Raw genomic sequence first — 24,352 nt, forward strand, 5'->3', positions numbered from 1 at the left:
CGGCACTGGCAGGCGAAGTTATTGATTTCATTGAAATCATAGCGCCTGCTGGGCTGTTTCAGCGCTAGCCCGGGGTAATCCCGCCGGGGTGGTCACGCAATGTTCAGCGCACGTTTGCTGCAATCAACCGACTTGCAGTGGAGGAGTGCGCTCATGGCTAAGTTAATCGGTATCGTCAGCAAGGTGGTGGGCGAAGTCTTCGTTGTAGGCAGCGATGGCAGCCGCCGGGCGCTGGTTGAAGGCGATCGGCTGTATGCCGGTGAGCAGTTGGACACAGGCCTGGCGGGCGCTGTCGCCGTCCACCTGCAGAACGGTGCTGAACTGACCCTTGGCCGCGGTAGCAGTCTGACCCTGACCCCTGAGCTACTGGCCAACCACGCGCCTCATGTCGACACACCGCAGGCGCTGACCCCCAGCCAGGCCCAGCTGAGCGACGTGGAAAAACTCCAGCAAGCCATCGCCGCCGGTGCCGACCCGACCCAGGACGCCGACCCCACTGCGGCGGGCCCAGGTACTGGCGGTGCCCCGGGTGCACTGGGGGGCGGGCATACTTTTGTGATTCTCGATGAGGTGGCCGGGCGCGTTGATCCGCAAATTGGCTTTCCTACTGCAGGTTTCAATGGCTTTCCCGAGTTGCCGGAGCTGGACGTCGGCCTGATCAACACCAATAACGACGCACCGCCGCTGCCTGTGGTCGACAACCCGGTGAGCATCGAAGGGCTCGCCGTCGAGGGCGGCGAACTGTCGTTGAACGAGGCCCATCTGCCCCAGGGGTCGGCCAGCGATCCGGCGGCGCTGACCCAGGTGGGCAGTTTCACGGTGCAGGCGCCGGATGGGGTGTTCAACCTCAATGTCGGTGGCATCAACGTTGTTACTGCGGGTGCAGTGACGGGTGTCGGCCAGTCGATCACCACCGGCCTGGGCAATGGGCTGGCCATCACCGGCTACGACCCTGCGACCGGTGTGGTCAGCTACAGCTACACCCTCAACGGTGCCGAGCCCCACACGAGCGGCGCTGGCGCCAACGGGTTCGGCGAAACCATCGCGGTACTGGTCAGTGACACCGATGGCGACGTCGCCAGTGGCTCACTGGACATCGCAGTGATTGACGATGTGCCGCGGGCGCTGGCCGATACCAATGCCGTCACCGCGACCGAGAGCCAACTGACCCTGACCGGCAATGTGCTGAGCAACGACGTGCAGGGCGCAGACCGAGTACCGAGCGGGCCGATCACCGCCGGCACCTTCACCGGTACCTACGGCACTCTGGTGTTGGCGGCCGACGGTTCCTACACCTATACGCTGAACACTGCCGATCCGGACTTCTTCAATCTGCAGGGTGGTGGTAACGGCATCGAGACCTTTACCTACACCCTGACCGATGCCGATGGCGATGTGTCCAGCGCCAACCTGGTGCTGAACGTTACCAACCTCAATGATCCGGTGGAGCTCAACGGGCTGAGCATCAACGGCGGCGAGCTGGTGCTGTCCGAGAAAAACCTGGCGGCTGGCAGTAGCCCCGATGCCGGGGCGCTGACCCAGAGCGGCAGCTTTACCGTGACCGCAGCGGATGGCCTGCAATCACTGACGGTTGGCGGCATCAATGTGATCAGCGGCGGGGTGGTCAATGGCTTCCCGCAATCGCTCACGACCGCACTGGGCAATACCCTGACCGTCAGCAGCTACAACCCGGCTACCGGTGAAGTGACCTACAGCTATACCCTGAACGGCAGTGAGGCGCATGCCACGGCCAATGGCAGCAACTCGCTTGGTGAGAGTTTCAATGTGGTTGCCACCGACACCGATGGCAGCAGCGCGAGCATGAGTATCGATGTTTCCATTGTCGATGACGTGCCGACGGCAGCGGGTGATGCCAACGCCGCCATCGCCACCGAGAACCAGTTGACGCTGACCGGCAACGTACTGAGCAACGATGTGCAGGGCGCGGACCGCGTGCCGAGCGGGCCCATTACCGCCGGTACCTTCGTCGGTACCTACGGCACCCTGGTGCTGGCTGCTGATGGTTCCTACACCTATACGCTGAATACAGCCGATCCGGACTTCTTCAACCTGCATGGCGGCGGTAATGGTGTCGAGACTTTTACCTACACCCTGACTGACGCTGACGGCGATGTGTCCACCGCCAACCTGGAGCTCAACGTCACTAACCTCAACGATCCCGTTACCCTCGATGGTTTGAACGTCGAAGGTGGCGAACTGACCGTCTACGAGAAGAACCTGGACGACGGCAGCAGCCCAGATGCGCCTGCGTTGACTCAGACGGGTAGCTTCACGGTGACGGCGCTGGACGGCGTACAAACCCTGACCGTCGGCGGCATTACTGTAGTCAGCGGCGGGGTGGCCAGCGGCTTCCCGCAATCGGCGACCACGGCGTTGGGTAATACCCTGACCATCACCGGCTACGATGCCTCGACTGGCGTGGTGACCTACAGCTACACCTTGCTCGACAACGAAGCCCACGCCACGGCCAATGGCACTAACAGCCTGGGAGAGAGCTTCACGGTCAGTGTGACCGACACTGATGGCAGCACTGCCAGTGGCGTCATCGACGTCAATATCGTCGACGATGTACCGACGGCAGCGGGCGATACCAACGCCATCAGCGCCACCGAGAACCAGTTGACCCTGACCGGCAACGTGCTGAGCAACGACGTGCAGGGTGCGGACCGCGTGCCGAGCGGACCAATTACCGCTGGTACCTTCGTGGGTACCTACGGCACTTTGGTGCTGGCTGCTGACGGTTCCTACACCTACACGCTGAACACTGCCGATCCGGACTTCATTGATCTGTATGGTGATGGTAACGGTATCGAGACCTTTACCTACACCCTGACCGATGCCGATGGCGATGTGTCCAGCGCCAACCTGGTACTCAACGTCAGCAACCTCAACGACCCGGTGACCCTCGACGGCCTGAACGTCAACGGTGGTGAACTGACCGTCTACGAGAGCAATCTCAGCGATGGCAGCAGCCCAAGCAATGCGGCCCTGACCCAGAGTGGAAGCTTTACCGTGACGGCGCTGGACGGCGTGCAAACCCTGACCGTCGGCGGCATCAACGTGGTCAGTGGCGGAGTGGCCAGCGGCTTCCCGCAATCGGCGACCACGGCGCTGGGCAACACCCTGACCATCACCGGCTACAACCCGGCAACCGGCGTGGTGACTTACAGCTATACCTTGCTCGACAACGAGGCGCACCCGAATGCCAACGGTGCCAACAGCCTCAGCGAAAGTTTCACCGTAACCGCCACCGATACCGACGGCAGCAGCGCCACAGGCAGTATCGACGTCAACATCGTCGATGATCTGCCGAGCGCAGCGGGCGATACCAATGCTGTTATCGCCACCGAGAACCAACTGACGCTGACCGGCAACGTGCTGAGCAATGATGTACAGGGTGCTGACCGTGTGCCGACCGGGCCAATTACTGCTGGTACCTTCGTCGGTACCTACGGCACCCTGGTGCTGGCTGCCGACGGTTCCTACACCTACACGCTTAATACCGCTGATCCGGACTTCTTCAACCTGCACGGTGGCGGCAACGGCATCGAGACCTTCACCTACACCTTGACCGATGCCGATGGCGATGTGTCCACCGCCAACCTGGTACTCAACGTCAGCAACCTCAACGACCCGGTGACCCTCGACGGCCTGAACGTCAATGGTGGTGAACTGACCGTCTACGAGAGCAACCTCAGCGATGGCAGCAACCCAAGCAATGCGGCCCTGACCCAGAGCGGCAGCTTTACCGTGACGGCGCTGGACGGCGTGCAAACCCTGACCGTCGGCGGCATTAGTGTAGTCAGCGGCGGGGTGGCCAGCGGCTTCCCGCAATCGGCGACCACTGCACTGGGCAACACCCTGACCATCACCGGCTACAACCCGGCCACCGGCTTGGTGACTTACAGCTACACCTTGCTCGACAATGAGAATCACCCTACGGCCAACGGTGCCAACAGCCTCAGCGAAAGTTTCACCGTAACCGCCACCGATACCGACGGCAGCAGCGCCACAGGCAGTATTGACGTCAACATCGTCGATGATCTGCCGAGCGCCGTTAATGACACTAACGCGGCCACTGCCAGCGAAGTGCAGCTGACCTTGACCGGTAATGTGCTGACCAATGACGTTCAAGGTGCCGACCGCGTAACCGGACCGATTACCCCAGGCACCTTCACTGGTACCTACGGCACTCTGGTACTGGCAGCCGATGGCTCCTACACCTACACCCTGAACCCTGGCGACCAGGACTTCATCAACCTGCATGGCGGTGGCAATGGCGTCGAGAGTTTCACCTACACCTTGCGCGATGCCGATGGCGATACCAGCACGGCGACGCTGAAACTCAATGTCAGCAACCTGGACAACCCGGTGACCCTTGACGGCCTGAACGTCAATGGCGGTGAGCTGACGGTCTACGAGAAGAACCTCAGTGACGGCACCAGCCCCGACTCTCCGGCCCTGACCCAGTCCGGCAGTTTCACCGTGACGGCCCCCGATGGCCTGCAGAGCCTGACCGTCGGTGGTGTCAGCGTCGTCAGTGGCGGCGTTGTCAATGGCTTCCCGCAGACGGGGACTACGCCGCTGGGTAACTCCATCACCATCACCGGCTACAACCCGGCTACCGGAGTGGTCAGTTACACCTACACCTTGCTCGACAGCGAAAACCACCCGAACGCCAATGGCATCAATAATCTGAACGAGAGCATCAATGTCGTCGCCACCGACACCGATGGCAGTTCAGCCAATGCGACGATCGATGTGAAGATCGTCGACGATGTGCCGAGTGCAGTGGGGGCCGAACGCTCGGTTACCCCGGGGCAGGTGGACTCCAACCTGCTGTTGGTGATCGACGTCTCCGGCAGTATGGGTGAAGCCTCTGGCGTGCCAGGGCTGACGCGCATGCAGCTGGCCAAGCAGGCCATCAATGCCTTGCTCGACAAGTACGACGAAATGGGCGACGTGAAGGTCCAGCTGGTGACGTTCTCGACGGGGGCCAGCCAGCCTTCAGCCGTATGGGTGACCGTCGACCAGGCCAAGGCTATCGTCAACGGCCTGAGTGCGGGTGGTTCGACCTATTACGACTCGGCAGTCAACTCGGCGCAGTCGGCCTACACCACGGGTGGCAAAATTACCGGTGCGCAGAACATCGTGTATTTCTTCTCCGATGGCGAACCGACCTCGGGCCATTCCATCACTGCGGTACGGGAAGCGGCTTGGGAGAGCTTCCTCGACAGCAACGGCATCAAGTCCTACGCCATTGGCCTTGGCGGTGGTGTCAACGCCGGCAACCTCAATCCGTTGGCGTACGATGGCAGTACCCACACTGACACCAATGCCACCGTGGTCACCGACCTCAACCAGCTCAATTCGGTGCTGTCCGGCACCGTACAGGGCGCGCCGATCACCGGCAGCCTGATGAGTGGCGGCGAGTTTGGCGCTGACGGCGGCTTCATCAAGTCGTTGGTGATTGACGGCACTACCTACACCTTCGATCCCGCGGGCAACAGCGGCGCAGGTTCCTATGCCGCCAGCGGTGCGGCGGACCGCGGCACCTTCGATACCGGTACCAACAGCATCACCGTGAAGACCGCGATAGGCGGCAGCATCGTGGTCGACATGGACACCGGCGATTTTACCTACACGCCACCTAAAGACAGCGGCAGCAGCCAGGTCGAGCAGATCGGTTTCGTGGTCAGTGACAACGATGGCGATACCGCCAGCGCCAACCTGGTGATCAATGTCTATGCCAATACCGCGCCAGTGGCCGGGGCCGACCATATCATCACCAACATCCTTTCGAGCAGCATCACCGTGCCAGCCGAGGCGTTGCTGGCCAACGACAGCGATGCCAACCATGACCGCCTCAGCGTGCCTTCGACGACCACCTTCAGTACCGGCTGGGAGGCCACGGGCACGGGCTTTACGGTGGGCAGCGGTACACCGACGGTGAACTTCAACGGTACCAACAGCAGCAGCGGCAACCGGCTGCGGGATCTGCCGCGCAGCTCTTTCAGCGGCCCGGCCAATAGCATGACCGCGGCTTTGATCGTCAATGGTTACCTGGGGGCAGTGAACGGGGGCAACGCCAACGATGAGGACGTATTGACCGTCACCTTGAAAAAAGGCGAGACACTGACCCTCGATCACAACCTGGCGGCCGGCAACATCCTGATGGAGTGGAAGGATGACAGCGGCAGCTATCAGACCATCGCTGACGGTGGCGCCTTCACCGCCAGCCATGCTGGTGTCTACAGCATCCACCTGGTCAACCTGGCCAACAGTAACGGTTCCACCGCTGCGGAGAACTACGCGTTGACCATGACGGTCGACTATTCCAATACGCAGAACGAAACCGCCTACGGCACTTACACCGTCAGCGACGGGCATGGCGGCACCGGCACCGGCAATGTCGACATCACGTACCAGGTGGGCAACACCCTCACCGGTACCGGCGGCGACGACACCCTGCTGGCAGGTGCCGGCAACGACACCCTCAATGCCGGGGCGGGCAATGATGTGCTGATCGGTGGGGATGGCAACGATTTCCTCTACGGTGGCGATGGCAACGACCTGTTGATCGGTGGTGCCGGCAACGACCTGCTCGACGGTGGCGCGGGTATCGACACCGCCAGCTATGCCAGTGCAGGCAGTGCGGTGACGGTCAACCTGGGTACAGCCGGTGCGCAGAATACCGGTGGCGCGGGCACTGACACCCTGGCGGCGATCGAAAACCTGATCGGTTCGGACTACGACGACAGCCTGACCGGTAACGACAATGCCAACGTGCTCAATGGCGGCTTGGGTAACGACACCCTGATAGGGGGTGACGGCGACGATGTATTGATCGGCGGGCCGGGCAACAACACCCTGACGGGAGGCTCGGGCAGCGATACCTTCCTGTATCAGCAGGGCAACAGCGGCCATGACGTGGTCACCGACTTTACCCCGGGCACCGATCACCTGGACCTGTCGCAACTGCTGCAGGGTGAGAATGCGACGACAGCGTCGCTGGATGATTACCTGCACTTCAAGGTCACTGGCAGTGGCGCCAGCGTGGTATCGACCATCGAGGTCAGCTCGGTGGCGGGGGCGGCGCCAACCCAGACCATCGACCTGGAGGGCGTCAATCTGGCCCAGCATTATGGTGTGACGGCAGGGGCCGGCGGGGTGATTGCGGCAGGGCAGGACACGGCGACGATCATCAACGGCATGCTCAATGATAATTCGTTGAAGGTGGACACCGTCTGACTGTGTAGACCTGTGGGAGCTGGCTCAGGACGGACGCCGCAGGGTCTTTTGCCGCAAGATGTAAATGCTCACCAGCACCGCGCTGGTGAGCATGAACCCCCGCGCCCAGATCAGCGGCACCAGGTAGCAGGACAAACCGATGCTCAGCCACATCAGGCCGATAGCGTAGACCTTGCCTTTGAGGGGAATGCCTTCGCCACTGAGGTAGTCACGAATCCACGGCCCGAGCTTGGGGTGGTTGACCAGCCAGTGGTGAAAGCGCGGCGAGCTGCGCGCAAAGCACGCAGCGGCCAGGAGCAGGAACGGGGTGGTGGGCAGTACCGGCAGGAAGATCCCGATCACCCCCAGCGCAACGCTGAGCCAGCCGGTGGCCAGCAGCAGGTAGCGCATTGACGCCGACTCAGTGGTGGCGAGGCTTGAGCAGTGCCGGTTTTTCGTCCGGTGCGTGCAGCAACAGGTACAGCGCAGTCAGGGCTTCCGGGATCTGCACGATCATGTCGTCCATCAGGTTGGCGTCGCTGGCGATGTCGGCGAACTCTGGCTGTTCATCGAACAGGCCGGAACCGACCATGATCGGCAGGAGCATTTCACTGACTTCTTCTTCAGCGGTCTCGAACCAGGCTTCCTCGCGCATGAATACGCCTTCCATGAAGCCGATGCACCAGCCGCGCAGGTCGGAGTCATCCGGGTCGTCACCCAGGTCCAGGTCGCAAGGCAGCTCGAATTCCTCGTCGCTGGCCAGTTGGCGGGCAACGTGGGCTTTGAGCTGGATCAGCGTGGCTTCGATGTCCTGACGCTGGGCGTCGTCCTTGTAATGCGGCTCTTCGGCGAACAGGGCATCGATCCATTCGCGCTCGGGGATTTCCTCGGCACCAATCGACAGCGCGGTCAGGAAGCCGTGAGCGGCCACGTAGTCCAGCGCCTCTTCGTGCAGCTCGTCGGCGTCGAGGAAGGCTTGCAGGCGGGTCAGTTGCTCGGCGAAGGACATTACGGGGCTACCTTGGGAATAAACGATACTGAATTCTAGCACCTTGCAGCGCAAACGATGCAAAGGAAGACGTCTATCGCAGAGCATCCTGCAAGGTCGCAGGCTCCGGTATAATGCCCGGTTTTTATCCCAGGGCCCTCGCAACTCGGGGGTCGGGTAAAAGCCGCTTACGCATTTTTGCGTGTTGCCAGCGGGTTTTTCGTCCAGCCTGTGCCCAGGATGGTTCTGCGATTTTTGGAGTTTTTATGCTCGAACAGGCTCAGCGCGTCCTCAAGGACATCTTCGGTTACGACAGCTTTCGGGGACGCCAGGGTGCGATCATCGAGTGCGTGGCCAAGGGTGGCGATGCGCTGGTACTGATGCCCACCGGCGGCGGCAAGTCGCTGTGTTTCCAGGTCCCGGCCCTGCTGCGCCCGGGCCTGGCGGTGGTGGTGTCACCGCTGATCGCGTTGATGGATGACCAGGTGGCGACCCTCGACGAGCTGGGCGTCGCCGCCGCCTCGCTGAATTCCACCCTCAGCGCCGAGCAGCAGCGCGAGCTGGCCGGGCGTATTCGCCGGGGCGAGGTGAAGATGCTCTACCTGGCCCCCGAGCGCCTGGTGCAGCCGCGCATGCTCGACTTCTTGCGCACCCTCGACATCGCCCTGTTCGCCATCGACGAAGCCCACTGTGTATCGCAATGGGGCCATGACTTCCGTCCCGAGTACCTGCAACTGGGGCAACTGGCCGAACTGTTCCCGAATGTGCCGCGCATTGCCCTGACCGCCACCGCGGACATGCGCACTCGCGAAGAGATCGTCACCCGCCTGCACCTGCAGAACGCCGAGCGTTTCCTGTCGAGTTTCGACCGGCCGAACATCTTCTACCGCATCGTGCCCAAGGAGCAGCCACGCAAGCAGTTGCTGGCGTTCCTCGGCGAGCGGCGTGGCAACGCCGGTATCGTCTACTGCCTGTCGCGCAAGAAGGTCGACGATGTGGCCGCCTACCTGTGTGAGCAGGGCTTCCCGGCCCTGCCTTACCACGCCGGCCTGCCTGCCGAGACCCGGGCCTCCAACCAGCGGCGCTTCCTCAACGAGGAAGGCCTGATCATGGTCGCCACCATCGCCTTCGGCATGGGCATCGACAAACCCAACGTGCGCTTCGTCGCCCACCTGGACCTGCCCAAGTCGCTCGAGGCCTACTATCAGGAAACCGGCCGTGCCGGTCGTGACGGCCTGCCTGCCGATGCCTGGATGGCCTACGGCCTGCAGGACATGGTGATGCTCAAGCAGATGCTGCAGAACTCCGAGGGTGACGAGCGCCACAAGCGCATCGAGCAACACAAGCTCGATGCCATGCTGGCCCTGTGCGAAGAAACCCGCTGCCGCCGTCAGACCCTGCTCAACTACTTCGACGAAGAGTTGCCCCAGCCGTGCGGTCATTGCGACAACTGCATCGATGGCGTGCAGACCTGGGACGCCACCGAGCCTGCGCGCCAGGCGCTGTCGGCGGTCTATCGCACCGGTCAGCGCTATGGCGTCGGCCACCTGGTGGATGTCTTGCTGGGCCGCGACAACGAAAAGATCCGCAACTTCGGCCACGAGAAGCTCGCCGTGTATGGCGTTGGCAAGGACCGTTCCGAGCACGACTGGCGCTCGCTGTTCCGCCAGCTGGTGGCACGCGGCCTGGCCGACATCGACCTCGAAGGCTACGGTGGCCTGCGCCTGTCCGACAGCTGCCGGCCGTTGTTGCGCGGCGAAGTCAGCCTTGAGTTGCGCAAGGACCTCAAGCCACAAACCAGCAGCAAGGGCGGCGCCAGCAGTGGCGGCAGCCCGGCCAGCCAGTTGGTGCGCGGCGACGAGCGCGAGCAGTGGGAAGCCCTGCGGGCGCTGCGGCGCAAGCTGGCAGAAGAGCACGGCGTACCGCCTTATGTGATCTTCCCCGACTCGACCCTGCTGGAAATGCTACGCAGCCAGCCCACCAGCCTCAGCGAAATGGGCCGGGTCAGCGGTGTTGGCGCGCGCAAGCTGGAGCGCTACGGCGAAGCCTTCCTCGAAGTGCTGGGCGGTGGCGTCGAGGCGCCGAAGATCGTCACCGACCTGCGCCACGAACTGGTCAGCCTGGCCCGTGCCGGCATGACCCCGATGCAGATCGCCGGGCAGTTGAACTGCAGCGAAAAGAACGTCTACAGCTTGCTCGCCGAAGCCATCGGCCGCCAGGAACTGTCGCTGGACCAGGCCCTGGACCTGCCGGAAGAGTTGTTGGGCGAGATACAGGATGCCTTCCTCGATGGTGAAGGCGAGCTGCCGCCGGTGTCAGCCATTGCCGAACAGTTTGGCGCACGGGTGCCCGAAGGCGTGCTGTATTGCGTGCGGGCTGCGCTGGCGGCTGAATTCGAGATGTAAACCCGGCTTTGTCATCATTTATAACGATTATCCAAGCACTGCCAGCCGTATGAGCCTTGCTTGCGGCTCACGGTCATGATTAGCTGACTAATAATTAGTTCTGATGATGAGTTTCTCTATGCCGTTGACCGACCAACACAAATTCGGGATGCAGCTGGCACACATGTCCCGCGGCTGGCGCGCCGAACTGGATCGCCGCCTGGCCGGGCTGAACCTGTCCCAGGCCCGTTGGCTGGTGCTGCTGCATCTGGCCCGATTCGACGAAGCACCGACCCAGCGCGAGCTGGCCCAGAGTGTCGGGGTCGAAGGCCCGACCCTGGCTCGCCTGCTCGACAGCCTGGAAACCCAGGGCCTGGTACGCCGTCAGGCGGTGCTGGAGGATCGTCGGGCGAAAAAGATCGTCCTCTGCCCGCCGGCCACGCCGCTGATCGAGCAGATCGAAACCATTGCCAACGCCCTGCGCGCCGAGCTGTTTGTCGGCGTCGACGAAGAGGAACTGCGCATCTGCATGCGCGTCCATGCACGAATCCTGGCCAACCTGGAAAAGTCCTGAGCCCCTCAGAAGGTGTGACCCAGGTTCAGGTACATCGCCTTCTGATTCTCGCTATTGGCCCCGTAGCTGAAGTTCAGCGGCCCCAGGGGTGTCTCGAAACCGACGAAGATGCTGGCTGCATTGATGTAGCCACTGTCGAACTCGTTGTCGTTGTTCCAGGCCCGGCCGCGTTCCAGCGAACCGCCCAGGTACAGTGGGAAGTCCAGCGGCAGGTAGGCGCGTGGGGTCAGGCGGCGGTAATAGACCACGCGCATCAGGCTGACGTTCTGCCCGGACACCGAGTCCTGGCGAAAACCCGACAGTTGCCGGGCGCCGCCGAGCACGAAGCTTGAGGTGACCACCTCGGCATCATCCAGGGTCCTGCCGTAACGGCCACCCACCACCCAGGTGTTGGGGCCGCTGCTCATGGCTTTGTCCAGATTGAAATCCCACTGCCGGTAACGTTGGTCCGAGCCCAGGTTCGGGTCGTATTGGCGCAGGGTCAGGTTGATGTCTTCGCCACTATGGGGGAAGTAGACGTTGTCGAGAGTGTCGAACGAATACTTAAGCTCATAGAAGCCTTCGTTGAAGTTGACCTTGGGCAGGTCCTGGTCGCCGATGCGCACCTCGGCCTGGCCCCAGGCCTGGCCAACGCCGAAACGCACTTCACCGTTGTTGCCGATCTGGCGCCCCAGGTTGAGGCCGAAGCCGTAGCGTTCCAGGCGGTACTCGGCAATCGGGTCGTCGTCCAGGGTGGCCTCGATGTTCTGCGAGCCCAGGTCGATGTATGGGGCGATGAAGTAACGCGAACCAGCGTCCAGCGGCTGATAGAACTCGCTGTAAAGCTCCTGCTGGTCGCCGATCTGGGCGCGGGTCAGCCATTCGGCGCCGAGCGTGTTGATGCCATTGACCCGGTAGCTGGCGCCGATATTGAAGGCGCTGTCGCCGCGCATGTCGTCCGACAGGTTCAGGCCCAGGCGCAGGTAGTCGGTGCCGCCGCGACGGCCACGGGCGTTGATCACCAGGGTGTTGTCGTTACCCTTGTGCACCACCCGGTATTGCACCCGGTCGAAGTAGTCCAGGCCGTAGAGGGTGCCCATGTCGGTCTGCAGGCGGCCCAGTTCCAGCGGCTCGCCGATGGGTTGGCGAATGTAGTAGCGGATTACGTCGTCGCTGACTTTCGAGTCGTTCTCGATGCGGATGGCGGTGATCACCGGGGTGCGCTGGCTCGGTGAACGGGCGGCCAGCAGCTCACCATCGGTAGTTGGCGGGCGCTTGAGCACCGCCAGGCGTGCATCCAGGGCGCGGGCCGCGCGGTAGCCGACGTCGATCATGTCCTGGGCGCGGCCGAAATCGGTGACGCCAAAGCTCGACAGCGGTGGCTGGATGAGGATGTCGTCGCGGTGCAGGGCCGCCAGTTGCTCCTCGGAGTTGCGCCGGGTCATCAGGGTGATCGACTGGTTGAGGACATCGACCACGGTCGTCAGTTGCTTGCGGCTGCGCAGCGGGGTACCGATATCGACGACGATGGCTACATCCACGCCCATTTCGCGGGCAACGTCCAGCGGGATATTGTCGACCATGCCGCCATCGACCAGCAGCCGGCCATCAAGCTCGACCGGGGCGAATACCGCCGGGATCGACATGCTGGCGCGAATCACCTGGGGCAGGTGGCCACGGCGGAATACCACTTTCTCGCCGCTGGCGATGTCGGTGGCCACGGCGCGAAAGGGGATCGGCAGCTTGTCGAAGTCGCGGGTGTCGCTGGTGTGGGCGAGCATGCTTTCCAGCAGCAGCGCCAGGTTCTGGCCCTGGATCACCCCCAGTGGCAGGCCCAGGCTGCCGTCGTCGCGAAAGCTCAGCTTTTGTTTGACGAGGAAGTCGCGGTCATCCTGTTTGCGCCGGAACGGCACGTCCTTGCGCGGCGGAGCGTCGGACAGCGCCTGTTGCCAGTCGATGCCCAGCGCCAGTTTTTCCAGCTCCTCGACCTTGTAGCCGGAGGCGTACAGGCCGCCCACCACCGCACCCATGCTGGTGCCGGCAATGGCATCGACCTTGATGCCCTGTTCTTCCAGGGCCTTGAGCACACCGATATGCGCCAGGCCACGGGCAGCACCGCCGGAGAGTACCAGGCCGACTTTCGGTCGGGGCGCTTCGGCTGCCAGCAGCGGGAGGGAAACGAACAACAGCAGCAGGGATAACAGCAGGCGGTGCATCATGGCTCTCGGAGCGAAGGCTAAAGACCGCTAGTATAAGCATGCCCACCTGTCAGGAGACGTTCAGTGTATGTCCACGCCTAAAGCGGAAATTGTCATTACCTACTGCACCCAATGCCAATGGCTGCTGCGCGCCGCCTGGCTGGCCCAGGAACTGTTGAGCACCTTCAGCGATGACTTGGCCCGGGTGGCCCTTGAGCCTGCCACGGGCGGCACCTTCCGGATCACCTGCGATGGTGTGCAGATCTGGGAGCGCAAGGCTGATGGCGGCTTCCCCGAAGCCAAGGTGCTCAAGCAGCGCGTGCGCGACCAGATCGATCCGCAGCGCGACCTCGGTCACAGCGACCGGCCCTAATCCTTAACCCTCTACGGCCACGGTCTTGGCTGGTGGGTTGCTGGCCGCCAGACGGCTGGAAACAACGATCGCGAGGATGATCAGCACGCCACCGAGCAACATGCGCAAGGTCGGAGTTTCGGCAAAGATGACCCAGGCCATGGCGATGCCGTAGACCGGCTCCAGGGCAAACACTACGGCGGCGGTGCGCGCTTTGATCACCGCCAGGCTGGCGACGAACAGGCTGTGGGCCACGCCGGTGCAGAATACCCCGAGCAGGCTGATCCACAGCCAGTCCATGGCGCTGACGGCGCCCAGCGCGGGCGCCGCAGCTGGCAGCAGGCACAAGGCGACCACGGCGTTCTGGCACAGCGCTGCCTGCACCGCCGGGATGCGCCCGGAACCGGCGCGGTTGGTCAGCGACAGCAGCGCAAACAACAGGCCTGAAAGCAGGGCCCAGAGCAGACCGCCAGTGGCCTGGCTGGCCAGGTCGAAGTCCGGGGTCACCAGCACCAGGCCGATGCTCACCAGCAGCACCAGGATGATCTCGTTGCTGCGGATGCGTTCGCGAAACAGCAGCCCTTCAAGGATCACGGTAAAGGCCGGAAAGCTGGCAAAGCCCAGGGTGGCGATGGCGACGCCGGCAACTTTTACTGCGATGAAAAAACTCACCCAGTGCCCGGCGAGCAATACACCACCCAGCGCCAGACGTTGCCAGTCCCGCGCCTGCAGGGGGTGCCAGGCCTGGCGGGCGAAGCCTGCGAACACCCCCAGGGCCAGCACGGCAAAGGCGGCGCGGCCGAAGACGATGATCGCAGGCGCGGCGCTGGCCAGTTTGCCGAACACGCCGGTCAGGCCGAAGAACAATGCGCCAATGTGCAGGGCGCCGAGGGCAGTGCGGTGGTTCATGGTGGTCCTTGTGGTAGGGCAGGGCAGCGGCGTCAGTTTACGAGCCGGTCGCTGCCACTGTCTGTCGCGGTCCTCGCGTCAATTGTCTTCAGAGTCTCGCCGCAAGGCGCCGGGGGAGCGGCCAAAGGCCTTGAGCATGGCGGCGGCAAAGGCGCTTTGCGAGCTGTAGCCGACCTGGCAGGCGATCTCGCCGATCGGCAACTGGGTGTTGCGCAGCAACTGGCGTGCACGCAGCAGGCGGCGCTGGCGCACATAGTCCATGGGCGTGACCCCGCATTCGGCCATGAACCGCGCATGCAGGCGCGCGCTGGACAGCCCGGCCAGGCGCGCCAGGTCGGCTACCTGCAGCGGGTAGGCAGCGTTCTGCTCGATATGGGCGTCGAAGCGGGCGTACGGCAGTGACGGTGTCGCCGTTGTCGGTGCCGCGCTGCTGCTCAGGCTGGCCAGCAGCAATACCGCGCCCTGCTGGGCAATGAGCGGGTCGTTGATCGGGCTTGCCGCCAGCCAGTCCACCAGTTGCTGCTGGCGATGGTCCAGGTTCAATGACCCGGCCCGCTCCAGCAGGCGTTGACTGGCATCCAGGTGCGCGCCCAGGCGCTGGCTCAGCCAATCGTCGGCGGGGATATCCAGCACCAGGCAATCACTGCCGGCGGCACTGCCGCAGGTGTGGTGGCTGCCGGCCGGGACCACCATCAGGTCCTGGCGATCAAGCCGCGCACCGCGGCCTTCAACCTCGAACTCCAGGCGCCCGCGCAGGCCGAACACCAATTGCGGGTGTTCGTGGCTATGGGCGATCAGGTCGTGGCGATAATGGCGCAGGGAAAGAATCGGGCCGCTGCTCATCGAAAGGTCCTCCGGCAATCGCCGCAGTGTACAGGCTGAGCGGCGGGGCGGGCATGTCATCAGATCGACACTTGATGGTCACTTTCGATTAACCACCGCTTGGCAAGCTGGCGCAAACCTTCCCGGAGCCTGCCGATGACCCGTGCCGAGCTTGCCAGACCCTCGCGCAAACAGCGCGTACGCACCTTGTGGATATCGGACGTGCACCTGGGCACCCGGGATTGCCAGGCCGAGCACCTGTCGCAGTTTCTCAAGGGCTATCAGGCCGACCGCATCTACCTGGTCGGCGACATCATCGATGGCTGGAAGCTGCGCAGCGGCATGTACTGGCCCCAGGCGCACACCAACGTGATCCGCCGCTTGCTGACCATGAGCAAGCGTGGCACCGAAGTGATCTACGTCACCGGCAACCATGACGAGTTCCTGCGCCGCTACTCCAAACTGGTGCTGGGCAATATCCAGCTGGTCGACCAGGCTGAGCACCTGACGGCCGATGGCCGGCGCCTGCTGGTGATTCATGGCGACCAGTTCGACGTGATCACCCGCTATCACCGCTGGCTGGCGTTTCTGGGCGATTCGGCCTACGAGTTCACCCTGACCCTCAACCGCTGGCTCAACCATTGGCGTGCCCGCTATGGCTACGGCTACTGGTCGTTGTCGGCGTACCTGAAGCACAAGGTCAAGACCGCCGTCAGCTTCATCAGCGACTTTGAGGAGGCCATCGCTCATGAATGCGTCAAGCGCGGTTTCCACGGTGTGGTGTGTGGGCATATCCACCATGCCGAGATCCGCAAGGTCGGCGAGGTGGATTACCTCAACTGTGGCGATTGGGTCGAGTCGTGCTCGGCGCTGATCGAGCACTGGGATGGCAGCATCGAGCTCTATCGCCTGGCCGATGCCCAGGCCGAAGCCGCCCGGCGCCAAGCCGGGCTTGCGGCGCTGGTTGACTCAGGCGGTGGCGGCGGCGGGCTGCTGTAGCGCAGCTCTGTAGATTGACTGCCGAGGGTGGGCGAACAGGCGCTGCAGCATGGGCTCGAAAAAGCTCAAGGGCAGGTTGTCGTAGGCCGGATCGAAGGCCGCCGCATCGTAGCGGGCGCAGAATTCGATGGTTTGCTGGTACTGCGGATGGTCCTGGAATTGCTCGCGCAGGTGCCGGTCCATGCCCAGGTGGTGGAAAAAGTAGTAGCCCTGAAAGATCCCGTGCTTCTCCACCATCCACAGGTTTTCCGGGCTGATGAAGGGCTTGAGGATGGCGGCGGCGATATCCGGGTGGTTGTAGCTGCCCAGGGTATCGCCGATGTCGTGCAGCAGCGCGCAGACCACGTACTCCTCGTCACGCCCGTCGCGCCAGGCGCGGGTGGCGGTCTGTAGCGAATGGCTCAGGCGGTCGATGGGAAAGCCGCCAAAGTCGCCATCGAGCAGGCGCAAGTGCGCCAGGATGCGGTTGGCCAGTTGGCTGGCATAGGCCCGAAAGTCATCGGCAATGATTGCCCAGTCCTGTTCGGTACCGTCCTGCATGTGAATGAAACGAGCCTGCTGATTCATCGGCGCTCCGAGACGCGGTGTTTCAAGGCACTCTACCCGCACCGCTGGTCGGGACAGTGGCCGCGCGGGACGGGTTTCTGGCCTTGCGGGCCGAAATCAGAAGCTGATCTTGCCGCGCAACATGTCGCGGTACATGGCGAAATCGCCGATCAGGCTGTACAGCGGGTGTGTGAAGGTGGCCGGGCGGTTTTTCTCGAAGAAGTAGTGCCCGGCCCAGGCAAAGCCGTAACCGGCAAAGGGCAAGGCCAGCAGCGACCGCCAGCTGCCGCTGCCCACGGCAAAGGCGAGCACGGCGATGACCAGGCTGGTGCCGACGAAATGCAGGCGGCGGCACATCGGGTTGCTGTGCTCGCTCAGGTAGTAAGGGTAGAACTCGGCAAAACTGCGAAACTGCTGAGGGCTGTTCACGACATTGCTCCAGAGGCTTCTCGACCTGACGAAGATACACGGCGTGGAGCCTGATCTGAGTCTAGAGTGAGTAACACGACAGAGCAGTGACAATAGGCGCCAATTGAGTATCCTTTGAGTTCGCCGCAGGAGCGGCTTGCCGGTAAGAAAAGAAGCCAGCCATGAGCGAAAGAACCACTTCAGCAAGCTGGGCATCAGGGATCGTCAAGGCACTCGAACTGGAAGGGCTCGATTGCCGTGCCATGTTCAAGCAACTTGGCCTGGATTTCGCTTCGCTCGACGACCCCGACGCACGTTTCACCCAGGATTCCATGACCCGCCTCTGGCAACTGGCGGTCGATCTTTCCGGCAACCAGGCGATCGGCCTGAACATGGCACGGGTGGTACGCCCGGCGTCCTTTCATGTGGTCGGTTACGCGCTGATGTCGAGCCGCACCCTGGCCGAAGGTTTCGAGCGGCTGGTGCGCTATCAGCGGATCATCGCTGAAAGCTCCGACTTGAGTTTTCGTCTGCAGCCCGATGGTTATGCGCTGATTCTTACCGTCCATGGCGATCACCTGCCGCCTACCCGGCATAGCGCCGAAGCCTCGCTGGCCTGCGCGCTGTCGCTGTGCAGCTGGCTCAGCGGGCGGGTGATCCAGCCGCGCCGGGTGCTGATCCAGGGGTTGCAGCCCAAGGACCTGACACCTTACAAGACTGCCTTCCATGCCCCGCTGGAATTCAGCGCGCCGCACGATGCGCTGGTGTTCGAGCGCGCCGACATGGAGGCGCCGCTGCCAACCGCCAATGAAGCCATGGCCGTGCTGCACGACCGTTTTGCCGGCGAGTACCTGGCGCGTTTCTCGGAAAGCCGCGTCACCCACCGTGCACGCCAGGTGCTGTGCCGGGTGCTGCCCCAGGGCGAGCCCAAGCGTGAAACCATCGCCCAGGCCCTGCACTTGTCGCAGCGCACCTTGCAGCGGCGCTTGCAGGAAGAGGGCACGAGTTTTCAGACGTTGCTGGACGATACCCGTCGGGAGCTTGCCGAGCAGTACCTGGCGCAACCCAACATGACCCTGCTGGAAGCCGCCTACCTGTTGGGTTTTGCCGACCCGAGCAATTTCTTCAGGGCATTTCGCCGTTGGTTCAACGCCACGCCTGGCGAGTACCGGGCGCGTTTGAGCGGGGCCGCGACAGCCCCGCTGGAGAATGGATCGGTCAGTGACGCCAGAACGCCGGCATACATAGCACCAGCACCGTAATGATTTCCAGGCGGCCAAGGAGCATGCCGAAGGCCAGGATCCACTTTGCCGCATCCGGGAGGGTGGCGAAGTTGCCCGCCGGGCCTATGGTTTCCCCAAGGCCCGGGCCAACGCCCGATACGGTGCTGGCGGCACCGGTCAGCGCCGTCATCCAATCGACGCCCAGCAGCGACAAGGCCAGGGCGATGACGCAGATGGTGATGGCGAAGAAGAACGAGAACGTCAGGATCGAACGCACGATCTCTTCATCGAGACGGTGACCGTTGTACTTCTGCTTGATCACCGCCCGAGGGTGAATCAGCTGGTTCAGGTTGGCCTTGAGCAGGATGTAGGCGACCTGGAAGCGGAAGATCTTGATCCCGCCGGCGGTCGAGCCCGAGCAGCCACCGACAAAGCCCAGGTAGAAGAACAGCATCAGCGAGAAGTTGCCCCACAGGCTGTAGTCGCCCAGGGCAAAACCGGTGGTGGTCACTACCGAGGTCACGTTCAGCGCCACGTGACGCAGGGCGTCGAGCCAGTGCAGGTCGGTGGTGGCCCAGTACCAGGTGCCCAGCACCAGCCAGGTGGCCAGCAACATGGCCAGCAGCCCCTGCACCTGTTGGTCCTTGATCAGTGCCTTGCGGTTGCCGCGGATGGTCGCTACGTACAGGGCGAACGGCAAGCTGCCAAGAATCATCACCACCACCGCGACCCAGTGCACCGCCGGCATGTCCCATTTGGCCAGGGACTGGTCGGAGGTGGAGAAGCCACCGGTGGAAATCGCCGACATGGCATGGTTGATCGCATCGAAGACGTTCATGCCGGCCAGCCAGAACGCCAGGGCGCCGAGGGTGGTGATGCCGATGTACACCAGCACGATCGACTTGGCGACCATGTGCGAGCGCGGCATGACCTTTTCCGAGCGGTCCGAGGACTCGGTCTGGAACAGACGCATGCCACCAATACGCAGCAGCGGCAGGATCGCCACGGCCATGGCGATAAAGCCGATACCGCCGAGCCAGTGCAGCAGCGAGCGCCACATCAGGATGCCTGGCGACATGCTGTCGAGGCCGCTAAGGACGGTAGCGCCAGTGGCGGTGATACCGGACATGCTTTCGAAAAAGGCATCGGTGTAGCTGATGTGCTGGGTCAGCAAGAACGGCAGGGCAGCGAAGATGCACACCACCAGCCAGCTGCTGACCGTCAGCAGGTACATGTCGCGGGGGCGCAGGTGCACGTGCTCGGGGCGGCCCTGGATGACCAGGGCAAGGCCGGCAACAAAGGTGATCATGCTGGCCCAGAGGAACGACGGCAGGTCGCCCGTGCGATCGAAGATCACCAGGGTGGCCATGGGCACGACCATGCTGATCGCCAGGGTGATCAGGAAGATGCCGATGATGAAACCAATGATCCTTAAGGTCGGCAACGCCATGTGATCTGCTCTGACTCGAAACGGAAGGGCGCCATTCTACCTATGGACCTTTTTAAGTAAACGCTAGAATAGCCTGACATTTATTCACAAGGGGTAGCCAATGGAGGCTCTCGACGCATTGCTCAACCGTGTTTCGGTTCCACGTCTGATGGACCCGGCACCTAATGCCGCACAACGCGAGGCGCTGTTTCGGGCCGCCCTGCGTGCGCCGGACCACGGCCAGTTGCGGCCCTGGCGCTTTCTGACGGTCGAGGGCGAGGCGCGCTTCAAGCTTGGCCAGTTGCTGGCCGACGCGGTGAAACTCAACGGTGACGCCAGCGACGCGGCCCTCGACAAGGCCCGGGCCATGCCCTTGCGGGCACCGTTGCTGGTGGTTGTGGTCGCGCGCCTGCAGGATCATTTCAAGGTGCCGCAGTCCGAGCAGCGCCTGGCGGCCGGTTGTGCGGCCCATGGCATTCTGCTGGCCGCCCATGCCCAGGGTATCGGTGCGGTGTGGCGCACCGGTGAGCTGTCGTACAGCAAGCATGTGGCCAAAGGGCTGGGGCTGGCGGATAACGAAGAGATCATCGCCTTCCTGTACCTGGGTACGCCGCAGCATGAGCCGCGCACGGCGCCGGTGCTGGCGACCGCTGACTTCGTCAGTGCCTGGGGGTAAGTTTTTGTAGGGGCTGTGCCGCCCCTATCGCCGGCAAGGCCGGCTCCCACAGTGGACCTGTGTGCACCGGACCTGTGGGAGCTGGCTTTGCCAGCGATGGGCTGCGCAGCAGCCCCGGCATTCTCAAGCCTTGCCCGGCCCGACTAGCGGCAATTCCAGCCTGGCCACAAACCCGCCTTCCGGGTGATTGCCCAGGCTCAGGTTGCCGCCATGGCGCTCCGCCGCCTTGCGCGCAATGGCCAGCCCCAGGCCGTGGCCCGCGGCGCTTTGCCCGGGCGCGCGGAAGAACGGTTCGCCCAGCTGCGCCAGATGCTCCTGGGCCACGCCGGGGCCATGGTCGTGCACGCTCAGTACAATCCTGTCGTTATCCCGTACCCCGGTGATTTCGATCGGCTGCCCGGCAGGATTGAAGCGCACCGCATTGCGCAGCAGGTTGTCCAGCGCCCGCTCAAGCAGGGTCGGCCAGCCTTGCAGGTACAGCCCGGTTTCATGCTGCAGCTGGATCTCCTGCTCCGGCGCGCCCAGTTGCGCGTCCTTGTGCACCGACGCCAACAGCGTATCGAGGTCCACCGGCTCAGCCCGTGCTTGTTCGGCGTCGACCCTGGCCAGCACCAGAATCTCGCTGATCAGCGCTTCCAGACGGTCGCACTCGCGGGTCAGGCGTGGCCACAGGGCTTGGCGCTGCTCGGGTCCGGCGCGTTCGGCCAGGGCCAGGGCGATGCGCAGGCGTGCCAGGGGCGAGCGCAGTTCATGGGATACATCGCGCAACAGCTGGCGCTGGCTGCCGATCAGGCTCTGCAGCCGAGCCCCCATGCGGTTGAAGTCATTGGCCAGCACGCCGAACTCATCACGGCGGTTGGCCAGGCGTGCCAGGCTGTTCTGCTGGTAGGCGGTTTGCCCCAGGTCATGCACGGCGCCGCGCAGGCGGCTCAGGGGGCGCGTGATCGACAGGGTCACCAGCAGGCTGAACAGGGTCAGCACCACCAAGGCAATCCCCAGCGCACTCAGCGGCCAGAGCAGGCTGTCGCGGTGCCAGGCGTCCAGCTCCGGGTGCGGAATGCGATAGATAAACAGGTAGGTCTCACCGCTGTCGGGGCTGGTGTACTCCTCGGTCAGGCGTCGCCACGGCAGGTGCCTTTCGTCATTGTGGCGGCGTGCTTCGAAAGCGGCGGCGCGGCGCGGGAAGGTCCCAGGTACCACGGCATCGCCACTGTCATTGAGTACCTGCACGTCGATGTTGTAGCGGCGCTTGCGGTGTTCCAGGTAATGCTGGGCATGTTCCGGCCCTTGCTGCTCATAGCGTTGGGTCCAGTTTTTGGCCAGGGTGCTGAGGCCTGGATGGCGACTGAGAATCCAGGCGTCCTGGTTGAGCATGTGGCCGAGCAGGATCGACAGCCCGGCAACCAGGGCGATGGCCAGCCAGAAACTGGCCAGGATGCGCCAGAACAATGAACGCAAAAGAGACACCTCTAACGGAAAAAGCCCGGTCTGCTGGGGCAGGCCGGGCGGGCGACTGACAGCTTACTGGGCCTTTTTGGCTTTTTCAGCTTTCCAGGCTTTGAACTCGGCCCATTCGGCGCGGCGTTCATCCTGCTTCTTCTTCATTTCGTCGAACTGCTTTTGCTGTTCGGGTTTGAGCAGGGCACGAATCTCGGCCTGGGTTTTGTCTCGCTTGGCCTTGAGCTCATCTTTCAGGGCCTGCTGGTCGGCGGCCGGGAGTTTTTCCAGGTAGCGCTGGGTGATTTCGTGGCGGCTCTTCATCTGCTCGCCCATCAGCTTGCCGATCTGCTGGCGCTGTTCGCGGCTCAGGTCCAGCTGGGCGAAAGGCGCTCCACCGCGGTGGTGCTCGCCGCCACCGCGGTGGTACTCGCCTTGGTGCTCGCTATGATGCTCCCCGTGCGGAGGGCCGCCAGCATCAGGCATGGCCATGGCGACGGTAGGCAGGGCGGCAGCGAGCATCAGGGCGATAAGGGTCTTGCGCATGGTAACTCTCCTTTTTGAGGCCGGTGATTACCGGATGTACCCAGTCTAGAGAGATCAAGGTCAGTGGCGGTCAGGCAAGGGTAAAGCTTGAGTAAAGACGCCTGGTCGCCGTGCTGACATTACAGGCTGTAGTAGTAACCGCGGCTGCGCAGGGCAACGATGCGCGGGCGCCCGTCCGCGTGCGGGCCGATCTTCTTGCGCAGGTTGCTGACATGCATGTCCAGGCTGCGGTCGTACAGGGTCAATTTGCGGCCCAGGGCGAGCTGTGCCAGTTCCTGCTTGTCCAGCGGCTCGCCGGGCTGGCGTAGCAGGGCTTCGAGGATGCGGCTTTCGGAGAGGGTCAGGGTCAGTTCGTGCTCATCGATGCTGACCACGCCACGGGCCGGGCTGAAGCACAGGTCGCCAATTTCCACCTGGCTGGGCGTCGCACTCGGGTGGCTGCGGCGTAGCACGGCGCGCAGACGGGCGGTGAGCTCGCGCGGATCGCAGGGTTTGGCCAGGTAATCGTCGGCACCCAGTTCCAGGCCGAGAATGCGGTCCAGCGGCTCGCCACGGGCCGAGAGCATCAGCACCGGCAATTCGGTGTGCTCACTGCGCAGTTGCTTGAGCAGTTCCAGGCCGCTGCCGTCGGGCAGCATCACATCCAGCACCACGGCGGCCGGCGCTTGTTCAGCCAGGGCCCGGCGGGCACTCTGGCCATCGTGGCAGGCACGTACCACGAAACCTTCCTGGGTCAGCCAGCTGCCGAGCAGCTCGCAGAGTTCCTGGTCATCATCAATCAGTAACAGCTCGCTCATGACTCACTCAATTCAACCATTGCCGACGCTTTCTGTGTCCGCCACTGGCAAAGATACCGCAGAGTGCCGCAAACAGGGCAACTGCGCCACCAATCAAAAACCATTGTTGCTGGTCGGTGATGAGTTTCGGTGCGGCGCTGGCTTGTGATTCCTTGATCGCCAGTTTCAGGCGCTGGTTTTCCTGGCGCAGGCGGGTGAGCTGGGCGCTTTCGCGTTCGCTGTCGGCGTTGTGCAGTTGCTGGACCAGGGTTTCGCGCAAGCGCTCGCTTTCCTTCAGGCGCTGTTGCAGCTCGGTGATCTGGCTACCGGCACTGAGCGACAACGGGGTGCTGGAGCCGGCGGGCTCTTCGGCCTGGGCGAAGGGGGTCAGCAGCAACAGGCACAGCAGCAGGGACAACGGACCTTGACGCATCGGAACTCCTGATTCCATTGAGTGGTTCAGGAGGTTGTCGGCCATCAGGCGAGAATAATGAGCAGTTGCGCAGCGAAAGCTGCAAAGGGCGGTGTGCCTGCTCGGCCACCGCCCCAGGGGATTACGGCAGGACTTGCTTGAACGGCTTGACGATGACGTTGGTGTAGACGCCAGCGGCAATGTACGGGTCGGCATCGGCCCAGGCCTGGGCGGCGCTCAGCGAGTCGAACTCGGCGACGATCAGGCTGCCGGTGAAGCCAGCGGCACCGGGGTCGTTGCTGTCGATCGCCGGGTGCGGGCCGGCCAGGACCACACGGCCTTGTTCCTTGAGCTGCAGCAGGCGTTCGATGTGCGCCGGGCGGGCGGCCAGGCGTTTTTCCAGCGAATCGGCTACGTCTGTGGCAATGATGGCGTAAAGCATG

At 63.2% G+C, this 24,352-nt stretch carries 20 protein-coding genes; 7 read left to right on the forward strand and 13 right to left on the reverse strand.

Features of this window, described 5'->3' with window-relative positions; all coding sequences use genetic code 11:
• Window positions 1-153 precede the first annotated feature (153 nt).
• A complete protein-coding gene (locus tag KHO53_RS17525) occupies window positions 154-7,272 on the forward strand; it encodes a retention module-containing protein (RefSeq protein WP_213570559.1) in 7,119 nt (2,372 codons plus the stop codon).
• 24 nt (window positions 7,273-7,296) lie between these two features.
• Here the strand turns inward: KHO53_RS17525 and KHO53_RS17530 are convergent, their stop codons facing one another.
• Window positions 7,297-7,662, reverse strand: a complete 366-nt coding sequence (locus tag KHO53_RS17530; RefSeq protein ID WP_010223046.1) for a YbaN family protein — start codon at window positions 7,660-7,662, stop codon at window positions 7,297-7,299.
• A 10-nt stretch (window positions 7,663-7,672) separates the two neighbouring features.
• Window positions 7,673-8,260 carry a UPF0149 family protein gene (locus KHO53_RS17535; RefSeq protein ID WP_010223045.1) on the reverse strand — a complete coding sequence of 196 codons (588 nt, stop codon included), beginning with the start codon at window positions 8,258-8,260 and terminating at the stop codon, window positions 7,673-7,675.
• 245 nt (window positions 8,261-8,505) lie between these two features.
• Here KHO53_RS17535 and recQ point away from each other — a divergent pair, with 245 nt between their 5' ends.
• Both recQ and KHO53_RS17545 read left to right on the forward strand, forming a co-directional pair.
• Window positions 8,506-10,644, forward strand: a complete 2,139-nt coding sequence (recQ, locus tag KHO53_RS17540) for a DNA helicase RecQ (RefSeq protein WP_010223044.1) — start codon at window positions 8,506-8,508, stop codon at window positions 10,642-10,644.
• Between the two features lie 118 nt (window positions 10,645-10,762).
• Window positions 10,763-11,197, forward strand: a complete 435-nt coding sequence (locus tag KHO53_RS17545) for a MarR family transcriptional regulator (protein ID WP_010223043.1) — start codon at window positions 10,763-10,765, stop codon at window positions 11,195-11,197.
• Window positions 11,198-11,202: 5 nt separating this feature from the next.
• Here KHO53_RS17545 and KHO53_RS17550 read toward each other — a convergent pair whose 3' ends face one another.
• Window positions 11,203-13,392 carry a patatin-like phospholipase family protein gene (locus KHO53_RS17550; protein WP_036994240.1) on the reverse strand — a complete coding sequence of 730 codons (2,190 nt, stop codon included), beginning with the start codon at window positions 13,390-13,392 and terminating at the stop codon, window positions 11,203-11,205.
• 70 nt (window positions 13,393-13,462) lie between these two features.
• Here KHO53_RS17550 and KHO53_RS17555 point away from each other — a divergent pair, with 70 nt between their 5' ends.
• On the forward strand, window positions 13,463-13,747 hold the full coding sequence (locus KHO53_RS17555; protein ID WP_010223040.1) for an Rdx family protein: 285 nt from the start codon (window positions 13,463-13,465) through the stop codon (window positions 13,745-13,747).
• Between the two features lie 3 nt (window positions 13,748-13,750).
• On the opposite strand, the gene KHO53_RS17560 is transcribed toward KHO53_RS17555, so the two are convergent.
• Window positions 13,751-14,635: a DMT family transporter gene (locus KHO53_RS17560; RefSeq protein ID WP_213570560.1), complete on the reverse strand. Its 885-nt coding sequence runs from the start codon at window positions 14,633-14,635 to the stop codon at window positions 13,751-13,753.
• A 78-nt stretch (window positions 14,636-14,713) separates the two neighbouring features.
• On the reverse strand, window positions 14,714-15,478 hold the full coding sequence (locus tag KHO53_RS17565; protein ID WP_010223038.1) for an AraC family transcriptional regulator: 765 nt from the start codon (window positions 15,476-15,478) through the stop codon (window positions 14,714-14,716).
• Between the two features lie 135 nt (window positions 15,479-15,613).
• Here KHO53_RS17565 and KHO53_RS17570 point away from each other — a divergent pair, with 135 nt between their 5' ends.
• Window positions 15,614-16,456 (forward strand): UDP-2,3-diacylglucosamine diphosphatase, encoded by an 843-nt coding sequence (locus KHO53_RS17570; protein WP_010223037.1) that lies wholly within the window; start codon window positions 15,614-15,616, stop codon window positions 16,454-16,456.
• Here the strand turns inward: KHO53_RS17570 and KHO53_RS17575 are convergent.
• Both KHO53_RS17575 and KHO53_RS17580 read right to left on the reverse strand, forming a co-directional pair.
• Window positions 16,427-17,023 carry an HD domain-containing protein gene (locus tag KHO53_RS17575; protein ID WP_010223036.1) on the reverse strand — a complete coding sequence of 199 codons (597 nt, stop codon included), beginning with the start codon at window positions 17,021-17,023 and terminating at the stop codon, window positions 16,427-16,429. The genes KHO53_RS17570 and KHO53_RS17575 overlap by 30 nt on opposite strands.
• 96 nt (window positions 17,024-17,119) lie before the next feature.
• Window positions 17,120-17,431: an Mpo1-like protein gene (locus KHO53_RS17580; protein WP_010223035.1), complete on the reverse strand. Its 312-nt coding sequence runs from the start codon at window positions 17,429-17,431 to the stop codon at window positions 17,120-17,122.
• A 161-nt stretch (window positions 17,432-17,592) separates the two neighbouring features.
• Between KHO53_RS17580 and KHO53_RS17585 the strand changes: the two genes are divergently transcribed.
• On the forward strand, window positions 17,593-18,672 hold the full coding sequence (locus tag KHO53_RS17585) for an AraC family transcriptional regulator (RefSeq protein ID WP_010223034.1): 1,080 nt from the start codon (window positions 17,593-17,595) through the stop codon (window positions 18,670-18,672).
• Here the strand turns inward: KHO53_RS17585 and KHO53_RS17590 are convergent.
• Window positions 18,629-20,083 carry a TrkH family potassium uptake protein gene (locus tag KHO53_RS17590; protein ID WP_010223033.1) on the reverse strand — a complete coding sequence of 485 codons (1,455 nt, stop codon included), beginning with the start codon at window positions 20,081-20,083 and terminating at the stop codon, window positions 18,629-18,631. The two genes, KHO53_RS17585 and KHO53_RS17590, sit on opposite strands and share 44 nt — an antisense overlap.
• 100 nt (window positions 20,084-20,183) lie before the next feature.
• On the opposite strand from KHO53_RS17590, the gene KHO53_RS17595 reads away from it, so the two are divergent.
• Window positions 20,184-20,738, forward strand: coding sequence for an NAD(P)H nitroreductase (locus KHO53_RS17595; protein ID WP_010223032.1), 555 nt, complete (start codon window positions 20,184-20,186; stop codon window positions 20,736-20,738).
• Window positions 20,739-20,861: 123 nt separating this feature from the next.
• On the opposite strand, the gene KHO53_RS17600 is transcribed toward KHO53_RS17595, so the two are convergent.
• The 5 genes from KHO53_RS17600 to KHO53_RS17620 form a co-directional block, all read right to left on the reverse strand.
• Window positions 20,862-22,196: a sensor histidine kinase gene (locus KHO53_RS17600; protein WP_213570561.1), complete on the reverse strand. Its 1,335-nt coding sequence runs from the start codon at window positions 22,194-22,196 to the stop codon at window positions 20,862-20,864.
• Between the two features lie 63 nt (window positions 22,197-22,259).
• Entirely contained in the window at window positions 22,260-22,721 is a 462-nt protein-coding gene (locus KHO53_RS17605) for a Spy/CpxP family protein refolding chaperone (protein WP_010223030.1), read from the reverse strand.
• A 119-nt stretch (window positions 22,722-22,840) separates the two neighbouring features.
• Entirely contained in the window at window positions 22,841-23,518 is a 678-nt protein-coding gene (locus tag KHO53_RS17610; protein ID WP_010223029.1) for a response regulator transcription factor, read from the reverse strand.
• Window positions 23,519-23,525: 7 nt separating this feature from the next.
• Window positions 23,526-23,930: an SH3 domain-containing protein gene (locus KHO53_RS17615; RefSeq protein ID WP_010223028.1), complete on the reverse strand. Its 405-nt coding sequence runs from the start codon at window positions 23,928-23,930 to the stop codon at window positions 23,526-23,528.
• A gap of 121 nt (window positions 23,931-24,051) precedes the next feature.
• On the reverse strand, window positions 24,052-24,351 hold the full coding sequence (locus KHO53_RS17620) for a YciI family protein (protein ID WP_213570562.1): 300 nt from the start codon (window positions 24,349-24,351) through the stop codon (window positions 24,052-24,054).
• Between the last annotated feature and the right edge of the window lies 1 nt (window position 24,352).

Origin of the sequence: Pseudomonas sp. RC2C2 (assembly GCF_018390435.1) — a bacterium.
In the GTDB taxonomy this organism is placed as follows: Bacteria; Pseudomonadota; Gammaproteobacteria; order Pseudomonadales; family Pseudomonadaceae; genus Aquipseudomonas; species Aquipseudomonas donghuensis.